The organism is Pseudarthrobacter sp. S6, from assembly GCF_050156575.1.
Taxonomy (GTDB): Bacteria; Actinomycetota; Actinomycetes; order Actinomycetales; family Micrococcaceae; genus Arthrobacter.
The window spans coordinates 3,982,580-3,999,249 of the sequence record NZ_CP189581.1 but is presented as its reverse complement, the minus strand read 5'-3'; the positions used below and the strand labels follow the sequence as shown (position 1 = coordinate 3,999,249).

Here is a 16,670-nt window from a genome sequence, read left to right as displayed (position 1 = left end):
TACGCCCTGGCGTCTGCGGCCACCCCTGTTTCGCGCCGCCTGGGCTGAGTAGACTCCAAATGCGCCCGGATGGACGCGGAACTCAAAGGAGAGATCACGTCATGAGTGAGAACACCGCACCTGAAGAAGAACGCCGCAAGGGCAGCACCGAACCCGGTATGGAGGGCGAAGGTGACCAGTATGAGGAGGCCGACTTCGGCGAGGCTGGCGTCGGCGGCACGGGGAGCCAGCCCGAGGAGGGTGACTATTCGGAAGGCGATTACGGCGAGGCTGGCGTCGGCGGCACGGGGAGCCGGCCCGAGGAGGGTGACTATCCGGAAGGCGACTACGGCGAAGCCGGCACGGCGGGCGGCGCCGAGAATCAAAACGAGGAAGGCGACTATCCCGAAGGCGACTACGGCAATGCCGGCTCTGTTGACAGCGCCCGCGAGGTGGAAGTGGACGAAGACAAGAAGCCGTAGTGCCGTTCACGCACAGCGTACTACCGCCAGGGAAGCGGAATTTCGACATAAAAACCCTGGAAATCAGGGGATAGCCCGAAGATGCCGTGACCCAACAATCCAAGGTTGAGCGGAGTCCGCTCAACCTTGGATTGACATCGCTTGCGCCCTGAGTAAAGTTGAGTGCAGAACGCTCAACACTCGAGCGCCAGCAAGTTTCCAAGGAAAAGAAGGAAGCAACACATGTCACGTGCAGTAGGTATCGACCTCGGAACCACTAACTCCGTCGTCTCCGTTCTCGAAGGTGGCGAGCCCACCGTAATTGCCAACGCCGAGGGTGGCCGCACCACGCCGTCCGTCGTTGCATTCTCCAAGTCCGGCGAAGTCCTGGTCGGCGAGATCGCCAAGCGCCAGGCCGTCAACAACATCGATCGCACCATCGCCTCCGTCAAGCGCCACATGGGCACTGACTGGTCCGTTGGCATCGATGACAAGAAGTACACCGCGCAGGAAATCTCCGCCCGTGTGCTCATGAAGCTTAAGAACGACGCCGAGTCCTACCTCGGCGAGAAGGTCACCGACGCCGTGATCACCGTTCCCGCCTACTTCAACGACGCCGAGCGCCAGGCCACCAAGGAAGCCGGCGAAATCGCGGGCCTCAACGTCCTGCGCATTGTCAACGAGCCAACCGCGGCTGCGCTGGCCTATGGCCTGGACAAGGGCAAGGAAGACGAGCTCATCCTGGTCTTCGACCTCGGCGGCGGCACGTTCGACGTCTCCCTGCTCGAAGTGGGCAAGGATGAAGACAACTTCTCCACCATCCAGGTCCGCTCGACCGCAGGCGACAACCGCCTCGGCGGCGACGACTGGGACCAGCGCGTTGTGGATTACCTGCTGAACCAGCTCAAGGTCAAGGGCATGGACCTGTCCAAGGACAAGATCGCCCTGCAGCGCCTCCGCGAAGCCGCTGAGCAGGCCAAGAAGGAACTCTCTTCTTCCAGCAGCACCAACGTCTCGCTTCAGTACCTCTCCGTCACCCCCGACGGCCCGGTGCACCTCGACGAGCAGCTCACCCGCGCCAAGTTCCAGGAGCTCACCAAGGACCTGCTGGAGCGCACCAAGAAGCCGTTCCACGACGTCATCAAGGAAGCCGGCATCAAGCTTTCCGAGATCGACCACATCGTCCTCGTTGGCGGATCCACCCGTATGCCCGCTGTCTACGACCTGGTCAAGGAACTGGCCGGCGGCAAGGAGCCGAACAAGGGTGTCAACCCGGATGAAGTTGTGGCCGTTGGCGCAGCACTCCAGGCCGGCGTTCTGAAGGGCGAGCGCAAGGACGTCCTGCTGATCGACGTCACTCCACTGTCTCTCGGCATCGAAACCAAGGGCGGCGTCATGACGCACTTGATCGAGCGCAACACCGCCATCCCCACCAAGCGGTCCGAGACCTTCACCACGGCTGATGACAACCAGCCGTCCGTGGCCATCCAGGTCTTCCAGGGCGAGCGCGAGTTCACCCGGGACAACAAGCCGCTGGGCACGTTCGAGCTGACCGGCATCGCGCCGGCTCCGCGCGGTGTCCCGCAGGTCGAGGTCACGTTCGACATCGATGCCAACGGCATTGTCCACGTCTCCGCGAAGGATAAGGGCACCGGCAAGGAACAGTCCATGACCATCACTGGTGGCACGGCGCTCTCCAAGGAAGACATTGAGCGCATGGTCAAGGACGCCGAGGAGCACGCAGCCGAGGACAAGGCCCGCCGCGAGGCGACCGACACCCGCAACACCGCCGAGCAGCTCGCCTATTCCGTGGACAAGTTGATCGCCGACAACGCCGACAAGCTGCCTGAAGAGGTCAAGACCGAGGTCCAAGCCGACGTCGACGAGCTCAAGAAGGCCCTTGAAGGCACCGACGACGCAGCCGTGAAGACCGCGTTCGAGAAGCTCCAGGCTTCCCAGACGAAGCTCGGCGAAGCCATCTACGCCCAGGCCGGTTCGCCGGACGGTGCCACCGCTGCCGCAGGTGCCGAGGGTACTCCCGCCGGTGGGGATAAGGCCGCTGACGAGGACATTGTCGACGCCGAGATCATCGACGAAGACGAAGCGAAGAAGTAGCCATGCCGCACCACGGTAACGAGGAAGAGCACAACTCTTCACCAAACCAAGGCAGCGGCCACCAGGAGCCGGTCATCCGGGACAACCGCAAGGTTGATCCGGTGACGGGGCAGGCCCGGCACCCGGAGGGTGAGCAGCCCGCTGACGCGCCGGCAGGCGAGTCCCCGGTGGGCGAGCCTGTGGACAGTGACGGCGATGCACTCGCCCAGGCCGAGGAAATCCTCAACGGCATCGAGGTGCCGGCCGAGGAATCGGTGGCACAGGGTGCAGGACAGGCTGAAGCCGCCGAGATGAAGAACGATCTTCTCCGGCTCCAGGCTGAATACGTCAACTACCGCAAGCGCGTTGAGCGCGACCGGGCCGTGGCAGGAGAGATGGCCGTCATCGGCGTCCTGAACTCCCTGCTTCCGGTACTTGACGACGTCGATGCCGCCCGCCAGCACGGTGACCTGACCGGCGGCCCGTTCGCCGCGATCGCCACCAAATTGGAGAACGCGCTGAAGACGTACGGCCTGGTCCGCATTGACGAGACCGGAGTGGAGTTCGATCCCACGATCCACGAGGCCCTCATCCAGCAGCCCGGCGAAGACATCGAGGTTGACACCGTCAGCCAGGTGCTCCGCTCCGGCTACAAGTCAGGGGACCGCGTGCTCCGCGCAGCACAGGTGATTGTGGCCGTCCCGGCCTAGCATTACTCCGGTGGTTGAGCTTGTCGAAACCCAGGGTTTCGGCAAGCTCAACCACCGCCCCATAACCTTTTGAAAGGAAACGCCATTGGCTAGCCAGGATTGGGTGGACAAGGACTTTTACGCGATCCTTGGTATCGCCAAGGACGCTTCCGACGCCGACATCAAGAAGGCGTACCGGAAACTTGCCCGCCAGCACCACCCGGATACAAACTCAGGGGACGCTGCGTCGGAGAAGAAATTCAAGGACATCTCCGAGGCCTACTCGGTGTTATCTGATCCGGATGAGCGCCAGCAGTATGACGCCATCCGGGCCATGGGCGGCGGCGCCAGGTTCGCTCCCGGCGGGGCCGGCGGCGGCAACGGCGGCTTCGAGGACATGTTCGGCGGCTTGTTCACCGGCGGCCAAGGGCGTCAGCCCAGCGGGTTCAACCGGTCAGGCGGCATCCCGCCCGAGTTCGCGGACCTGTTTGGCGGCGGCGGGTTCGGCGGCCAGACCGGCTTCCAGCGTCCGCCTTCGAAGGGTGCCGACCGTACAGCGACCACCAGCATTTCCTTCTCCGGGTCCATCCGTGGCACCACCATCGGCCTGCGCGAACCCAGCGGTGACGTCATTGACGTCCGCGTTCCCGCCGGCATCAAGGACGGCCAGAAAGTGCGCGTCCGTGGCAAGGGCCAGCCAGGGCCTGCCGGCAACGGCGACCTGATGGTGGCTGTGTCCGTCAAGCCCCACGAGTTTTACACGCGCGACGGCGACAACCTCCGCATCCATGTCCCGGTCACCTTCCCGGAAGCTGCTTTGGGCGCCGACATCCAGGTCCCCACGATCGACGGCGAGACCGTGAAGGTCCGCGTTCCGGCCGGCACGCCCTCGGGCCGAACGCTCCGGGTCAAAGGCCACGGAGTGAAGACCTCCAAGGTAACCGGCGATCTCCTGGTGACCATCGACGTCGCGGTTCCGAAGAACCTGAACAAGGAAGCCGAAGCAGCCGTGAAGGCCTTTGCCGAAGCCACCGCAGACGCCGATGTCCGTGAGGGCCTGGCCGCCAAGGCCCGGCTCTAAGCAACGGAGCAAACCGTGGACATCAGCGCCGACCAGCCGATCTTCGTGATCTCCGTCGCGGCTGAACTGGCGGATATGCACCCGCAGACGCTCCGGCAGTATGACCGGCTGGGCATTGTCTCGCCCAGCCGGGCGCCGGGGAAGTCGCGCCGCTACTCGCAGCGGGACATCAACATGCTGCGCGAAGTCCAGCGTCTGTCCCACGAAGGCGTCTCACTCGAAGGCATCAAGCGCATTCTTGAGCTCGAAAACCAGGTGGCCGCGCTCCAGCGCAGGGTGAGCGAACTGACCGAGGAGCTGGGCCGCCGTCGTGATCCCCTTGATTCGCGGATCTTCGCGGCTGGTGCCGCCGGCGACGTGGTGAGCCTGGCCCGCGGCCAGCGACCCCGCGCCCGATCCCAGGCCGTGGTGGTCTGGCGGCCCAGGGCATTGGGAAACTAGAGTACCCACTACTCGTGACCGGACCGCCTCCGCTGGCTTGAATGGAACCTCAGCTGGGTCTCACAGCGCAGGTTCGAGCCTCTGGGGGTTTTCGCGTGTTTGGTTCATCAGTCGTTATGTTCGCAGGGTCCAGTGTTGGGCTGATACTGCTTGCCATCGGTCAGACCGTCGTGGTGGTGTGCGTGTGCTTTGACATGGTGCGGGCGCTGTCCGTGCCGAGGTCGCACCGGCGCTATGTGGCCAGCACGGTCTTCCGGACGCTGGCTGTTCCGTCCATCATCTCCGCTGGCATGAGCGTGCTGATCGACGCGCTGGCCTGGTCCTGGATGGATGTTGGCATGTCGATGTTCGTGATGGTGGCGATCATCTTCCGCCTGCACCACGACAAGGACGAGGATAACTGGTGGAAGGGCAAGGGCAAGAAACTCGCCCGCTGGGCCCGCCGACAGCTCAGTTCCGGAACGTCGGTAGCGCCGGCGATGGGGTAGCGGCTCCGCCGGTCCCGGCCCACCACCGCACGGGCAGGTTGTGGCGTGCATCACGGCCGCGTAGACTTCCACTTTGGGGCAGGATTCATATATAGAATATTGAGTTCTATTATCGAACTCAATGCCTGCCAGCCACACAACGAAGTGAGGAAAGCCTGTGCAGTTCCACCACCACGGTTACGTATCCGGTGACCCGCGGGTCCAGTCAGCATCCGGCGTCGGTCTGGACCGCACTGCCGAACTTCCCGACGAAGTGGACGTGCTCATCGTCGGCACGGGCCCCGCAGGCATGCTCAGTGCGGCCCAGCTTTCCCGGTTCCCCGGCATTACGACGCGCATCGTGGAGCGCCGCCCCGGGCGCCTTGTCATCGGCCAGGCGGACGGAATCCAGGCCCGCAGCGTCGAGACCTTCCAGGCGTTCGGTTTCGCGGAGCGCATCATCGCTGAGGCGTACCGCATCACCGAAATGGCGTTCTGGAAACCGGACCCCGCCGACCATTCCCGGATCGCCCGCGCGGCCCGCACGCCGGACGACCCCACAGGCATCAGCGAGTTCCCGCACCTGATCGTCAACCAGGCCCGTGTGCTGGACTACTTCGCCGAATACATGGCCAACGCGCCAGCACGGATGTCGCCCGACTACGGCTATGAATTCCGCAGCCTCGAAATTGGCGACGGCGACTACCCCGTCACAGTGAGGCTCGTCCACAGTTCAGGCCCTGAGGAGGGCCAGGTGCGGGTGGTCCGCGCCAGGTACGTCGTCGGCGCGGACGGCGCCCGCAGCAAGGTGCGCGAATCGATCGGCTGCACCATGGCCGGCGACCAGGCCCATCACGCGTGGGGAGTCATGGACGTCCTCGCCGTCACCGACTTCCCCGACATCCGCACAAAATGCGCCATCCAGTCCGGTACCGGCGGCAGCATCCTGCTGATCCCACGCGAAGGCGGGCACCTCTTCCGCATGTACGTTGACCTCGGCGAGGTCGTGCCGGAGGACCACGGGGCGGTGCGCCGCACCACTATTGAGCAGATCATCGGCCACGCTAACACCATCCTGCACCCGTACACCCTGGACGTCCGCAACGTCGCCTGGCACAGCGTGTATGAGGTCGCCCACCGCCTCACCGACAGGTTCGACGACGTCCTGCCGGACCAACGCGGGACGCGCACGCCCCGCGTGTTTATCACCGGCGATGCGTGCCACACGCACAGCGCCAAGGCCGGCCAAGGCATGAATGTCTCCCTGCAGGATGGCTTCAACCTCGGCTGGAAGCTCGGACACGTGCTTGAGGGCCGCAGCCCGGCAAGCCTGCTGGCCACCTACTCGGCGGAGCGCCAGGTGGTGGCGAAGAACCTGATCGACTTCGACAAAGAGTGGTCCACCATGATGGCGAAGAAGCCCGAGGAGTTTGCGAACCCGTCCGAGCTTGAGGACTTCTACGTCAGCACGGCCGAGTTCCCCGCGGGCTTCATGACCCAGTACACCCCGTCCATGGTCACCGCGGAACCGGTGCACCAGCACCTGGCCGCGGGCTTCCCCGTCGGCAAGCGGTTCAAGTCCGCGCCAGTGGTGCGGGTGTGCGACGGCAACCCGATGCATCTCGGGCACCACGCCACGGCGGACGGCCGGTGGCGCATCTACGTCTTCTCCGACGCGGCAGCACCCGATGCGGCGACATCGCCCACGGAACAGCCGACGGCGGGGAAGCAGGCGCCGCCCTCGTCCGCCACTGACTTTGCCGAGTGGATCGCGAACTCGCCCGAATCGCCGCTGGCCGCGACGCCGTCGGGCGCTGACCGGGACGCGTGGTTCGACGTGAAGGTCGTCTACCAGCAGGACCATACGAACGTTGATATCGGTGCTGTCCCCGCAGTGTTCAAGCCGTCAGTCGGGCCGTTCCAGCTGACGGACTACGAGAAGGTCTACGCCACCGATCCCGCAGCTGACATTTTCGAGCTCCGCGGACTGGACCGCGGCGGCGTAGTGGTGGTGGTGCGGCCGGACCAGTACGTGGCCAACGTCCTGCCGTTGGGCGCGACGGCGGAACTCGCTGCGTTTTTCGCCCCGCTGCTACCGCTCCGTGAGAAGGGAGAGCCGTCCCAGGAGGCATGACCGGCGGGGCATCGATCCCGAATCGCTGACTCGATTCGGACCGTAGACTAGCATGGGATTTCATGGCCGAACAAGGAGACGCGCGTCACACCCAGGACGGGTCACCGAAGAAGCTGATCCCGCGCACCCAACTCGGCGGCACGGACCGGCGGCACAACGGCCCCGACTTCCAAAACCGCCCTCCCGTCTCCAGTCAGGAACTGAGCGAGGCGCCCGCCGAACTCATTCAGGACCGCGGGCCCAGAGTCAACTGGCGCGTCTTCATCATCGCCTCAGCCATCATCATCGCCTTCTCTGTCTGGGCGGTGCTCACGCCGACGGGTGCGGCCGGCACCATGAAGACGGTGGTGGCCTGGGTCGCGGAGAGCCTCGGCTGGTTTTACGTCCTCACCGTCACCGTGGTGATCGGGTTTGTGCTGTGGGTGGCACTGTCCAAGGAAGGCTCGGTCCGGCTCGGTCCGGACCACTCCCGCCCGCAGTACAAGCTTTTCACGTGGGTGGCCATGCTGTTCGCGGCCGGTGTGGGCATCGACATGCTTTTCTTCTCGGTGACCGGGCCCATTAGCCAGTATATGAACCCGCCGGCGGGCCAGGGACAGACGCCGGCGGCGGCCGAGGACGCCGTGGTGTGGACCATGTTCCACTATGGCGTGGCCGGCTGGGCCATGTATGCGCTCCTCGGTATGGCCATGGGGTACTTCGCTTACCGCTGGGGCATGCCGCTGTCCATCAGGGCGGCCCTGTATCCGTTGCTGGGCAAGCGGGTCCGGGGCGGGATCGGCGACGCGATCGACATCGTCACCCTCGTCGGCACTGTCTTCGGCGTGGCCACGTCCATGGGGATCGGCGTGGTGTTGCTGAATGTCGGTTTCGCCTTATTGTTCGGCCTGGAGCAAGGCCTGGCCCTGCAGATCGCGTTGGTGATTGTTGCCGTCGTCCTGACGATCGCGGCGTGCACGTCGGGGGTTGACAAAGGGATCCGCTGGATTTCCGAGTTGAATATCTGGAGCTCCGCGGCCATGCTGCTTTACATCCTGGTGACCGGCCAGACCTCCTTCCTGCTCAACTCGTTGGTGGAGAACATCGGCCGGTTCATCTTCACCCTGCCCGACCGCACCCTGCAGACCTTTGCGTACGAGGAGGGCGGCTCGGAGTGGATGGCTGGCTGGACGTTGTTCTTCTGGGCGTTCTGGCTTGCCTGGGGGCCGTTTGTGGGCCTGTTCCTAGCCCGTATCTCACGCGGGCGGACGCTGCGGGAGTTCGTCATCGCAGCCATCACCGCCCCGGTGCTGTGTGACTTCCTGATCGTGAGCATCTTCGGCAACAGCGCCCTGCACGAGGTCCTCAGCGGGAATACCGAGTTCGCTCAGCTGGCCATCGACAGCCCGGAACAGGGCTGGTATGCGCTGTTGGGTATGTTCCCGGGCGCCGGTTTCCTGATCGGGTTGGGGACGTTGTCCGGAGTACTGTTCTATGTCACCAGCGCCAACTCCGGCGCCATGGTGATGTCCAATTTCTCCTCCACCATCCCGGATCCTTCCCAGGATGGGGCCAAATGGCTGCGCATCTTCTGGGCAGCGCTCACGGCGGTGCTGACCATCGCGATGCTGGTGGCTGGCGGCGTGACCACCATGGAGTACGCGACGCTGATCTTCGCCCTGCCGGTGACGATCATCGCCTGGCTGGTGATGGCTTCCTTCTCCAAGGCACTGCGGATGGAGCGGGCAGAGCGTGAGGGCCAGGTGCTGCGCAGGCAGGCAATGGCGGTGCACGGAGGCCACGTGAGGGACCGCACCTGGCGCCAGCGGCTGGCAGGGATACGGTCCTACCCGTCGAAGAAAGAGGTGGCTCTGTTTATGGAAGGCACCGCACAACCAGCCCTGGCGGAACTGGTTGGGGAATTCATTGCTCAGGGACACCCCGCCACCTTGGACATCGTCGCGAACGAACACCCCGGCATCTCCAGCTACGCGCTTTTGGTCACCATCCCGGACCACCGCGACTTCCTGTATCAGGTCCAGGCCGTGGAAGCCCCGGTGCCTATATTCGGCGGGCGCATGTCCCGTGAAACCGACGTCTACTATCGCGTGGAAGTCTTCGCCCAGACTGGCTCCGAGGGCTACGACCTGATGGGCGTAACGCACCAGCAAATGATCGACGACGTCCTGGACCGTTACGAGGCCCACCTGGGCTTCCTGACCTACTCGAACCAGCATGACTACGCTTCCGTGCTCACCCCTCCGGCAGCGCCGGCCACGGGCTCCATCAAGCGGGTTGAGCCTGCGGATGTGGACGCTGCGGAGGTTGAGCCCGCAGGAGACGGCGACAGCGCGGACGGCCGCGCCAGGAAGTGACGCGGCCCGGGATCAGGGAGTGACCGTTTGCGCGGTCCGGAATTCGGCAGCGGGATAGACGCCCAGGATTCGGACTTCGGCGGTGAAGAAGTCCAGCTCCTCAAGGGCCAGGCGCAACGGCACGTCCTCGGGGTGGCCTTCGACGTCCACCATGAACATCGTGGCGGCGAATTCGTCGCCCACCATGTAGCTCTCCAGCCGCGTCATGTTGACGCCGTTCGTGGCGAACCCGCCCAGGGCCTTGAACAGCGCCGACGGGACGTTCCGGACGCGGAACACAAAGCTGGTCACCGCCGGTCCGGGCAGCTCATCCCGGGTGGGCAGTTCCTTCTCCCGCGCCAAGACCACAAAGCGGGTGGTGTTGGACGGGTCATCCTCGACCCGTGATGCCAGCACCTCGAGGCCGTAGATCTCGGCTGCGAGCGGGGGAGCGAGGGACAGCTTGGTGGGGTCGTTCCATTCCCGGACCTCCCGGGCGGAGCCGGCAGTGTCCCCGGCGATGACCGGACGCAGCCCGGCCTCACGGATCAGGCGGCGGCACTGGCCCAGGGCGTGGATGTGGCTGTGGACCTCGGTGGCGGCCTCGATGGTGCTGCCCGGAATGCCCAGCAGGTCAAAGTGGATGGGCAGGAAGAACTCGCCCACGATCTGCAGGTGCGACTGGGGGAGCAGGATGTGGATGTCCGCCACCCGGCCGGCGATCGAGTTCTCAATCGGAATCATTGCCAGTTCCGCCTCGCCGCTGGAGACCAACTCGAAGGCGTCCTCGAAGCTGGCCGAGGGAACGCTTTCCAGCTGGGGGAACATCTGCATGCACGCGATATTGGAGTTGGCGCCGGGCTCACCCTGGTACGCAATCTTCTGGGCCATGCTCCGTATGGTTTCACGGCAGGTGCCTACCCGCCCAAACCCGCCCGCAGTAATGCCCCCATTCGGGCGCAGAAGTCGATTGCGACCGCGACTGAAAGCTCAGTAATGGCAATCATTGGTACCATGCTGAGTTGAATATTCAATGAATTTGAGGAGGCGGCGTGGACGCTCGGCTTGAGGCTATCCGGAATACGGTACTGGCGCGGAACCCCGGGGAAGCTGAATTCCACCAGGCGGTGACCGAGGTTTTTGAAAGCCTTGGCCCCGTCCACGACCGGCACCCCGAGTTCCTTGAAGCCGCCATCCTGGAGCGGCTTTGCGAGCCCGAACGCCAGATCATCTTCCGCGTTCCGTGGACCGACGACTCCGGCCGCGTGCAGATCAACCGCGGCTTCCGGGTCGAATTCAACTCCGCACTCGGCCCCTACAAGGGCGGCCTGCGCTTCCACCCCTCTGTCTACCTGGGCATTGTGAAGTTCCTGGGCTTCGAGCAGATCTTCAAGAACGCCCTCACCGGCATGCCCATCGGCGGCGGCAAGGGCGGCTCGGATTTCGATCCACGCGGCCGCAGCGATGCCGAAGTGATGCGGTTCTGCCAGTCGTTCATGACCGAGCTCTACCGGCACATCGGCGAGTACACCGATGTACCGGCCGGTGATATCGGCGTCGGCGGCCGTGAAATCGGGTACCTCTTTGGGCAGTACAAGCGGATCACCAACCGCTACGAATCCGGAGTCCTCACCGGCAAGGGCACGTCCTGGGGCGGTTCCCTGGTGCGGCCCGAGGCCACCGGCTATGGCACTGTCATCTTCACCCAGGAGATGCTGAAAACCCGTGGCTCGTCCTTCGACGGGCAGCGCGTGGTGGTGTCTGGTTCGGGCAACGTGGCCATTAACGCCATTGCCAAGGCGCAGACGCTCGGCGCCAGCGTGGTGGCTTGCTCCGACTCCTCCGGCTACATCGTGGATGAGGCGGGCATCGACGTCGCGCTTCTTCGTGAGGTGAAGGAAGTTGAACGCGGACGACTCAAGGATTACGCCGTGCGCCGCCCCGGCGTTTCCTATGTGGAAGCGGGCTCGGTGTGGGAAGTCGACGCCACGGTGGCGTTGCCGTGCGCCACGCAGAACGAGCTCGACGGCGATGCTGCCGCGCGCTTAGTCCGCAATGGCCTCGTGGCGGTCGGCGAAGGCGCCAATATGCCCTCCACCCGTGACGCAGTCTCGGTGTTCCAGGATGCCGGTGTGCTGTTCGGGCCGGGCAAGGCCGCGAACGCAGGCGGCGTGGCGACGTCGGCGCTTGAGATGCAACAGAATGCCAGCCGCGATTCCTGGTCCTTCGAGCACACGGAACAGCGGCTCACCGAGATCATGGTGGGCATCCACCACCGCTGTGCGTCAACCGCGGACGAGTATGGCGACCCCGGCAACTACGTGCTGGGCGCCAACATCGGCGGCTTCGTCAAGGTGGCTGACGCCATGCTGGCGCAGGGGCTTATCTAGCGGACACCCCACACTGACGCTCATAGCGGCCACCGACCCGGCAAGGGTCGGTGGCCGTTTGCGTTGTTGCCTCATCCGGGCACGGAGTTGTTTACATGCTGCGGTCCCGGAATTCCCTGTATCCAAAGTTCGTTTGAGTGGCCTGTGAAACTGGCGTGCCCGTGAGTGAAACGTCGATTTAACCAGCCAGAAACCCATCGCGGAACTGCAGCCATACAGTTGGAACCAGACGGCAATAGCTGCCTTCCGATGAACGTGGTACTGACTCCGCGTCCGTCCTCCGGAGCGGCTCTGACGGGCAATTTCCGTTCTCTCTTCGCATCACGAAAGGGGTTTCCCATGGATTCGGGAAATGTCGCTTGGATTCTGGCCAGCTCAGCGCTGGTCTGCATGATGATCCCTGCCCTTGCCCTGTTTTACGGGGGCATGGTGGGGTCTCGTCGCATTCTCAACATGATGATGATGTGCTTTGGCGGGGCGAGCCTGGTGGCGGTGCTCTGGGCGCTCTTCGGTTATTCCATGGCCTTCGGAAACTCCGTGGGCGGCCTCGGACTCATCGGGGACATCACGGAATTCCCGGGCATGGGACAGCTGCTCGCCGCAGACGAGGCAGCCTCCATTCCGGTGGTCCTGTTCGCCGCCTTCCAACTGTTCTTCGCCTGTGTCACTACGGCCCTGGTTGCGGGAGCGGCGGCCGGACGTATGAAGTTCGGCGCCTGGATGCTGTTTGCCGGAATCTGGGCAACCATCGTCTACTTCCCCATCGCACACTGGGTGTTCGCGTTCTCCTCTGCTGACGGCAGCGTCACGGGCGGCTGGATCGCAAGCGGCATCAAGGCAATCGACTTCGCCGGTGGAACCGCCGTGCACATGAACGCCGGCGCCGCGGCGCTTGCACTGGCACTCGTGCTCGGCAAGAGCTCCGGCTGGCCCAAGATGGAACACACCAAGCCGCACAGCCGGCCGCTTGTGCTCGTTGGTGCGGGACTGCTCTGGGTGGGCTGGTTCGGCTTCAACGCAGGCTCAGCACTCTCGGCCGGGCAGTCCGCCTCCGTCGTGTTCCTGAACACCGCGGTGGCAGCGTCGGCCGGGCTCCTCGCCTGGGCGCTCGTTGAGCGGATCCGCCACGGCGCGGCCACAAGCATGGGCGCGGCATCCGGCCTGATTTCGGCCCTGGTTGCCATTACGCCTGCCTGTGGTGCGGTCAGCCCGCTGGGTGCACTGGCCATCGGCGCGATCGCCGGTGCCGTATGCTCCCTCGCCATTGAACTGAAGTTCCGCCTGGGTTACGACGACTCGCTCGACGTTGTTGGCGTCCACCTCGTGGGCGGCATCATCGGCACCCTGCTGATCGGCCTGTTCGCCACGGATGCGGCTCCGAACGGAGTGAGTGGCCTCTTCTATGGCGGCGGTCTTGAACAACTGGGTATCCAGGCGGTGGCCACGGTTGCCGTTCTAGTTTACTCGTTCAGCGTGACCTGGATCCTGGCCAAGATTCTCGATCGCATCGTCGGCCTGCGAATCAAGCCCGAAGACGAACTCCGCGGCATCGACATAGCAGCCCACTCGGAACTTGCTTACCTCAGTGATGAAGACCCGGTAGAGCTGGGGTCACCGCAGCGGGCCTGATAACCAGTGGGGCCTGAACTCAAATAGATATGCCTTGGCGGCGCCCATTGGCGCCGCCCGGCGCGAGCCCGGCCAAGGGCCGAACATCGGGACCGGTGCCAGCAGCCGCTGGCTTATGGTTCCGCAGTTCGGCCTTTTGTCGTGCCGTCAGGCGTCAATACACACCAGGTCGCCGTTGTGAACTTCCAGGACGGCCGCCCGGACGTGGCTGAGGTGTGTCTTCGGGTCTGCTTCCATGGCGTCAATATCCTCGCCGTCCGCCGCTGCGTCCAGCGGCACAACGTCCGCATGCCTGCCCGCGCCATTCGTCCACGATCATCCAAGACCGGCCTCCAAGCCTGAACACCTTGGGTCCCTCGTGGGGCGCCCCGGAATCGCCAGTCCTTCAAGAATCCACGACGTCGGTTCGGCAGGCGTGCTGGTTACCGCACTGTACGTGTTTGAACCGCGGGCCTCGTCCTTGTACCAGAGCCCGTATTGGCCATCCCCGCTAAGGGCGAAGGCGGCATCGATGACGCGCGGCGAGTCCAGGTCGATGGCACCCAAGTATTCCCAGGTAACCAGGTTCCGGCTGGCGAGCTGGACAATGGATGCGGTGCCGGTCCAGTCCGTGCGGATGCCGCCGAGGACTGTCAGGTACATGATCCACTGGCCGCCGATCCGGACGACGTCGGGCGCCCACAAGGTGGCAGGCAGTTCGATTTCCGGCGGAACCAGTCCGTCCAAGGTTTCCGTGATACGCCCAAGTGAGTCCGCCGTCGGATGAGCGGGCCACTCCAATGGCCGTGCCGCGGACCCACTCGACGCCGGTCAGCTCCGTTTCCGTGGCCCGTCGCTGCGTGTAGAAAAGCACCCAGTCGCCGGTCAGGTGGTTGGGCACCAGGACGGAATCCGTGGGGCCGTCCCAGATGGGATCCCGGTAGGGAGTCCTGAGGGCATCCGCGCTGAGTGGCGGGACGCTGGATGCTGCAGGTTCACGGATTGAATCTGAAGCGGTGGCTTCGGTGCGCACGGGAATCTCCGAGTCGATGCGAAGTCAGAATTCCATGCAGCACATGAGGGAAAGTGCTTTCCCGCAGCTGCTTCCCGGCTGCACGACAGGGCTCAGCCAATGCTAACGCAAGGGACTGGAGGTGCCCCACCGGCACCAGGCTGTTGTGTCAGCCAGAGGAAGTCGGGTACGGACGGGAAAGGTGCCGGCTCTGGTTCTTGGAGGCGGCGCAGCCATTTCCGCTCCGGCTCTGGGTCTGCCGGCAGATGGCTTTCGGGCAGGGCAGGGCCAGGTTCCTTACGGGGGAGTTGGTTCAGTATCTGGTTTGGCCAGATGGGTGGTTCCCAGTCGGGGTGTTCGCTGGCGTAGTGGCGGCCTATGGGAGAAATCCAGCCGGGCGGTTCGGTGGAGCTCGCCGTGGTGGGTTTCCAGGGTGTGGTGTGTTTGAGCCGGTGGTGTTTGGGGCAAGGCTGACCGAGATTGCTGATCCCGGTGGTTCCGCCCTGGTGCCAGGCGAGGAGGTGGTCGGCTTCGTTGTCCAGGGACTGGTTGCTGCAGCCGGGGAAGGGGCATTTGCCGTCCCGAAGGCGGAGCCATTGGCGCATGGCTTTGGGGACCCGGTAGCTGTCCCGGCCGATTTCCAGCGGTGCTCCATCGCGGGGGTCGGTCAGGACCCGGTGGAACGAATCGGCGCCGTCGGCCACCAGGGCGCGGGCCATGGACGGCGGGATGGGCCCGTACCCATCGAGTATCGCGGGTTCATCAGTCAGGCCCATCAGTGCAAACACCGGCACGGTCACGAGGACCTGGGCCTTGGGTGACGGGATCAGATCGGCTTGCCCGCCCAGAAGCCAAGCCGAGGCGCTGTCGGCGCGGAGCTGGGTGAGGGTCCTGGACTCCGTGGGGCCCTGCAGCGCGCGGGCGGCGGTGGTGGCGCGGTCCCAGATCCCGGAGGCCTGATCGGCCGGGCGGTAGGCGGAGAGCCAGGCCATGGCGTCCCGGTCCGGGGAGTACTCAAGCCGCCGGTCCGCCGCGCTGCGGGTGTGGCGTTTTTCGATGCTGTCCGGGTGGTGGCGTTCGCGCCAGGTCCGGGCTTTGGCGCGGAACCGGGACGGGATCATCTCCCCCGCCGGGCCACCCCTCGCCGGGTTGGGCGCGTCCGGGTCCAGGAAATGCGCTTCCAACGCGGCCGCGCCGGCGGGATCCAGGTTGAGTGTTTCGTCAATCAATATCCGTGCGTGCTGCCACGAAATGGCCCCTGCTTCCAAGGCGGCGAGGGTCAGTGGCAGAGCGGTAGTCAGACGGTGTGCTTCGCCCAGCAGCGCGTCACCCGCGCGTTCGCTGACGGTCAGGGCGCAGGCGACCTCGGCCACGATGCCCATGTCCTGGGCGGTCTGCTCCTGAGGGGAATTGATGGGGCCCGCGATGGTCTGGGCGGCGTCGTCGTAACCGCTGGCGGCATGGACCTTTACGGCAGCGACCATGGCTTCCATCCCAACAGCTCCGGTCAGGACTGTCAGGCACACCTCAGCCTGCCAGCGAGCCTGGTCCCCACCCAAGGCGGATGAACCACTGACTGAAGGGGCATCAGCCGGACCAGTTGCAGCCGGGCTGGCGGCCGAGCCCGCGGCCAGGTCAGCGGCCGGATCCGCGGCCGTCCCTCGAAGCACCCCGACCATACGCAGAGCAGAGGCCGCGATGGTCTCCAGAATCTCTGCCGCTGCCGTGTTGTCCATACCTCCATCATGTCGAGGGGGTACGACATTTAGGGTGACAGACTCCACACCCCGGCATGACAGAGCAGAACGCCCCGCGCCAGTAGCGTATTCACCTCCACCGCACTCCAGAAGGACCTAACCATCAACCGCTCCGCCGCTGCCAAAGCACTGACTCTGTTCACCGCTCTGCTTCTCTCCACCGCCCTCGCCGGTTGTGACGCCGCAGCCCAGGCCGCAACGCAGGCGGCAAACAAGGTGGCCGA

Annotated in this window: 14 protein-coding genes; 10 read left to right on the top strand and 4 right to left on the bottom strand. The window is 64.7% G+C overall.

Features of this window, described 5'->3' with window-relative positions; genetic code table 11:
• The first annotated feature begins 101 nt into the window (after positions 1-101).
• The 8 genes from ACQCS0_RS19185 to betT all read left to right on the top strand — a co-directional run bounded on the left by ACQCS0_RS19185 (position 102) and on the right by betT (position 9,700).
• Positions 102-461 (top strand): hypothetical protein, encoded by a 360-nt coding sequence (locus ACQCS0_RS19185; RefSeq protein WP_354155127.1) that lies wholly within the window; start codon positions 102-104, stop codon positions 459-461.
• A gap of 222 nt (positions 462-683) precedes the next feature.
• Entirely contained in the window at positions 684-2,555 is a 1,872-nt protein-coding gene (gene dnaK / locus ACQCS0_RS19180) for a molecular chaperone DnaK (protein ID WP_354155126.1), read from the top strand.
• A 2-nt stretch (positions 2,556-2,557) separates the two neighbouring features.
• Positions 2,558-3,244, top strand: a complete 687-nt coding sequence (locus ACQCS0_RS19175; RefSeq protein ID WP_354155125.1) for a nucleotide exchange factor GrpE — start codon at positions 2,558-2,560, stop codon at positions 3,242-3,244.
• A gap of 85 nt (positions 3,245-3,329) precedes the next feature.
• Positions 3,330-4,304 (top strand): DnaJ C-terminal domain-containing protein, encoded by a 975-nt coding sequence (locus ACQCS0_RS19170; RefSeq protein WP_354155124.1) that lies wholly within the window; start codon positions 3,330-3,332, stop codon positions 4,302-4,304.
• A gap of 15 nt (positions 4,305-4,319) precedes the next feature.
• Positions 4,320-4,745 carry a heat shock protein transcriptional repressor HspR gene (locus ACQCS0_RS19165; protein WP_256468729.1) on the top strand — a complete coding sequence of 142 codons (426 nt, stop codon included), beginning with the start codon at positions 4,320-4,322 and terminating at the stop codon, positions 4,743-4,745.
• Between the two features lie 116 nt (positions 4,746-4,861).
• The gene (locus ACQCS0_RS19160; protein WP_354155186.1) at positions 4,862-5,233 is read left to right on the top strand and encodes a hypothetical protein; all 372 of its coding nucleotides are present in this window, start codon (positions 4,862-4,864) and stop codon (positions 5,231-5,233) included.
• 157 nt (positions 5,234-5,390) lie between these two features.
• Positions 5,391-7,346, top strand: a complete 1,956-nt coding sequence (locus ACQCS0_RS19155; RefSeq protein ID WP_426938941.1) for an FAD-binding monooxygenase — start codon at positions 5,391-5,393, stop codon at positions 7,344-7,346.
• Between the two features lie 62 nt (positions 7,347-7,408).
• Complete coding sequence (gene betT / locus ACQCS0_RS19150; RefSeq protein WP_354155122.1) at positions 7,409-9,700, top strand: choline BCCT transporter BetT; 2,292 nt, start codon at positions 7,409-7,411, stop codon at positions 9,698-9,700.
• A 12-nt stretch (positions 9,701-9,712) separates the two neighbouring features.
• Here betT and ACQCS0_RS19145 read toward each other — a convergent pair whose 3' ends face one another.
• Positions 9,713-10,570: a prephenate dehydratase gene (locus ACQCS0_RS19145; protein ID WP_354155121.1), complete on the bottom strand. Its 858-nt coding sequence runs from the start codon at positions 10,568-10,570 to the stop codon at positions 9,713-9,715.
• 161 nt (positions 10,571-10,731) lie between these two features.
• On the opposite strand from ACQCS0_RS19145, the gene gdhA reads away from it, so the two are divergent.
• Together gdhA and ACQCS0_RS19135 are read left to right on the top strand one after the other, a co-directional pair.
• Positions 10,732-12,069 carry an NADP-specific glutamate dehydrogenase gene (gene gdhA / locus ACQCS0_RS19140; protein ID WP_426938940.1) on the top strand — a complete coding sequence of 446 codons (1,338 nt, stop codon included), beginning with the start codon at positions 10,732-10,734 and terminating at the stop codon, positions 12,067-12,069.
• 339 nt (positions 12,070-12,408) lie between these two features.
• Positions 12,409-13,698 (top strand): ammonium transporter, encoded by a 1,290-nt coding sequence (locus tag ACQCS0_RS19135; protein ID WP_354155119.1) that lies wholly within the window; start codon positions 12,409-12,411, stop codon positions 13,696-13,698.
• A gap of 147 nt (positions 13,699-13,845) precedes the next feature.
• On the opposite strand, the gene ACQCS0_RS19130 is transcribed toward ACQCS0_RS19135, so the two are convergent.
• The 3 genes from ACQCS0_RS19130 to ACQCS0_RS19120 form a co-directional block, all read right to left on the bottom strand.
• Complete coding sequence (locus tag ACQCS0_RS19130; RefSeq protein WP_354155118.1) at positions 13,846-13,977, bottom strand: hypothetical protein; 132 nt, start codon at positions 13,975-13,977, stop codon at positions 13,846-13,848.
• Between the two features lie 36 nt (positions 13,978-14,013).
• A complete protein-coding gene (locus ACQCS0_RS19125; protein WP_354155117.1) occupies positions 14,014-14,424 on the bottom strand; it encodes a hypothetical protein in 411 nt (136 codons plus the stop codon).
• Between the two features lie 378 nt (positions 14,425-14,802).
• Complete coding sequence (locus tag ACQCS0_RS19120; protein ID WP_354155116.1) at positions 14,803-16,425, bottom strand: DUF222 domain-containing protein; 1,623 nt, start codon at positions 16,423-16,425, stop codon at positions 14,803-14,805.
• Positions 16,426-16,670: the final 245 nt, after the last annotated feature.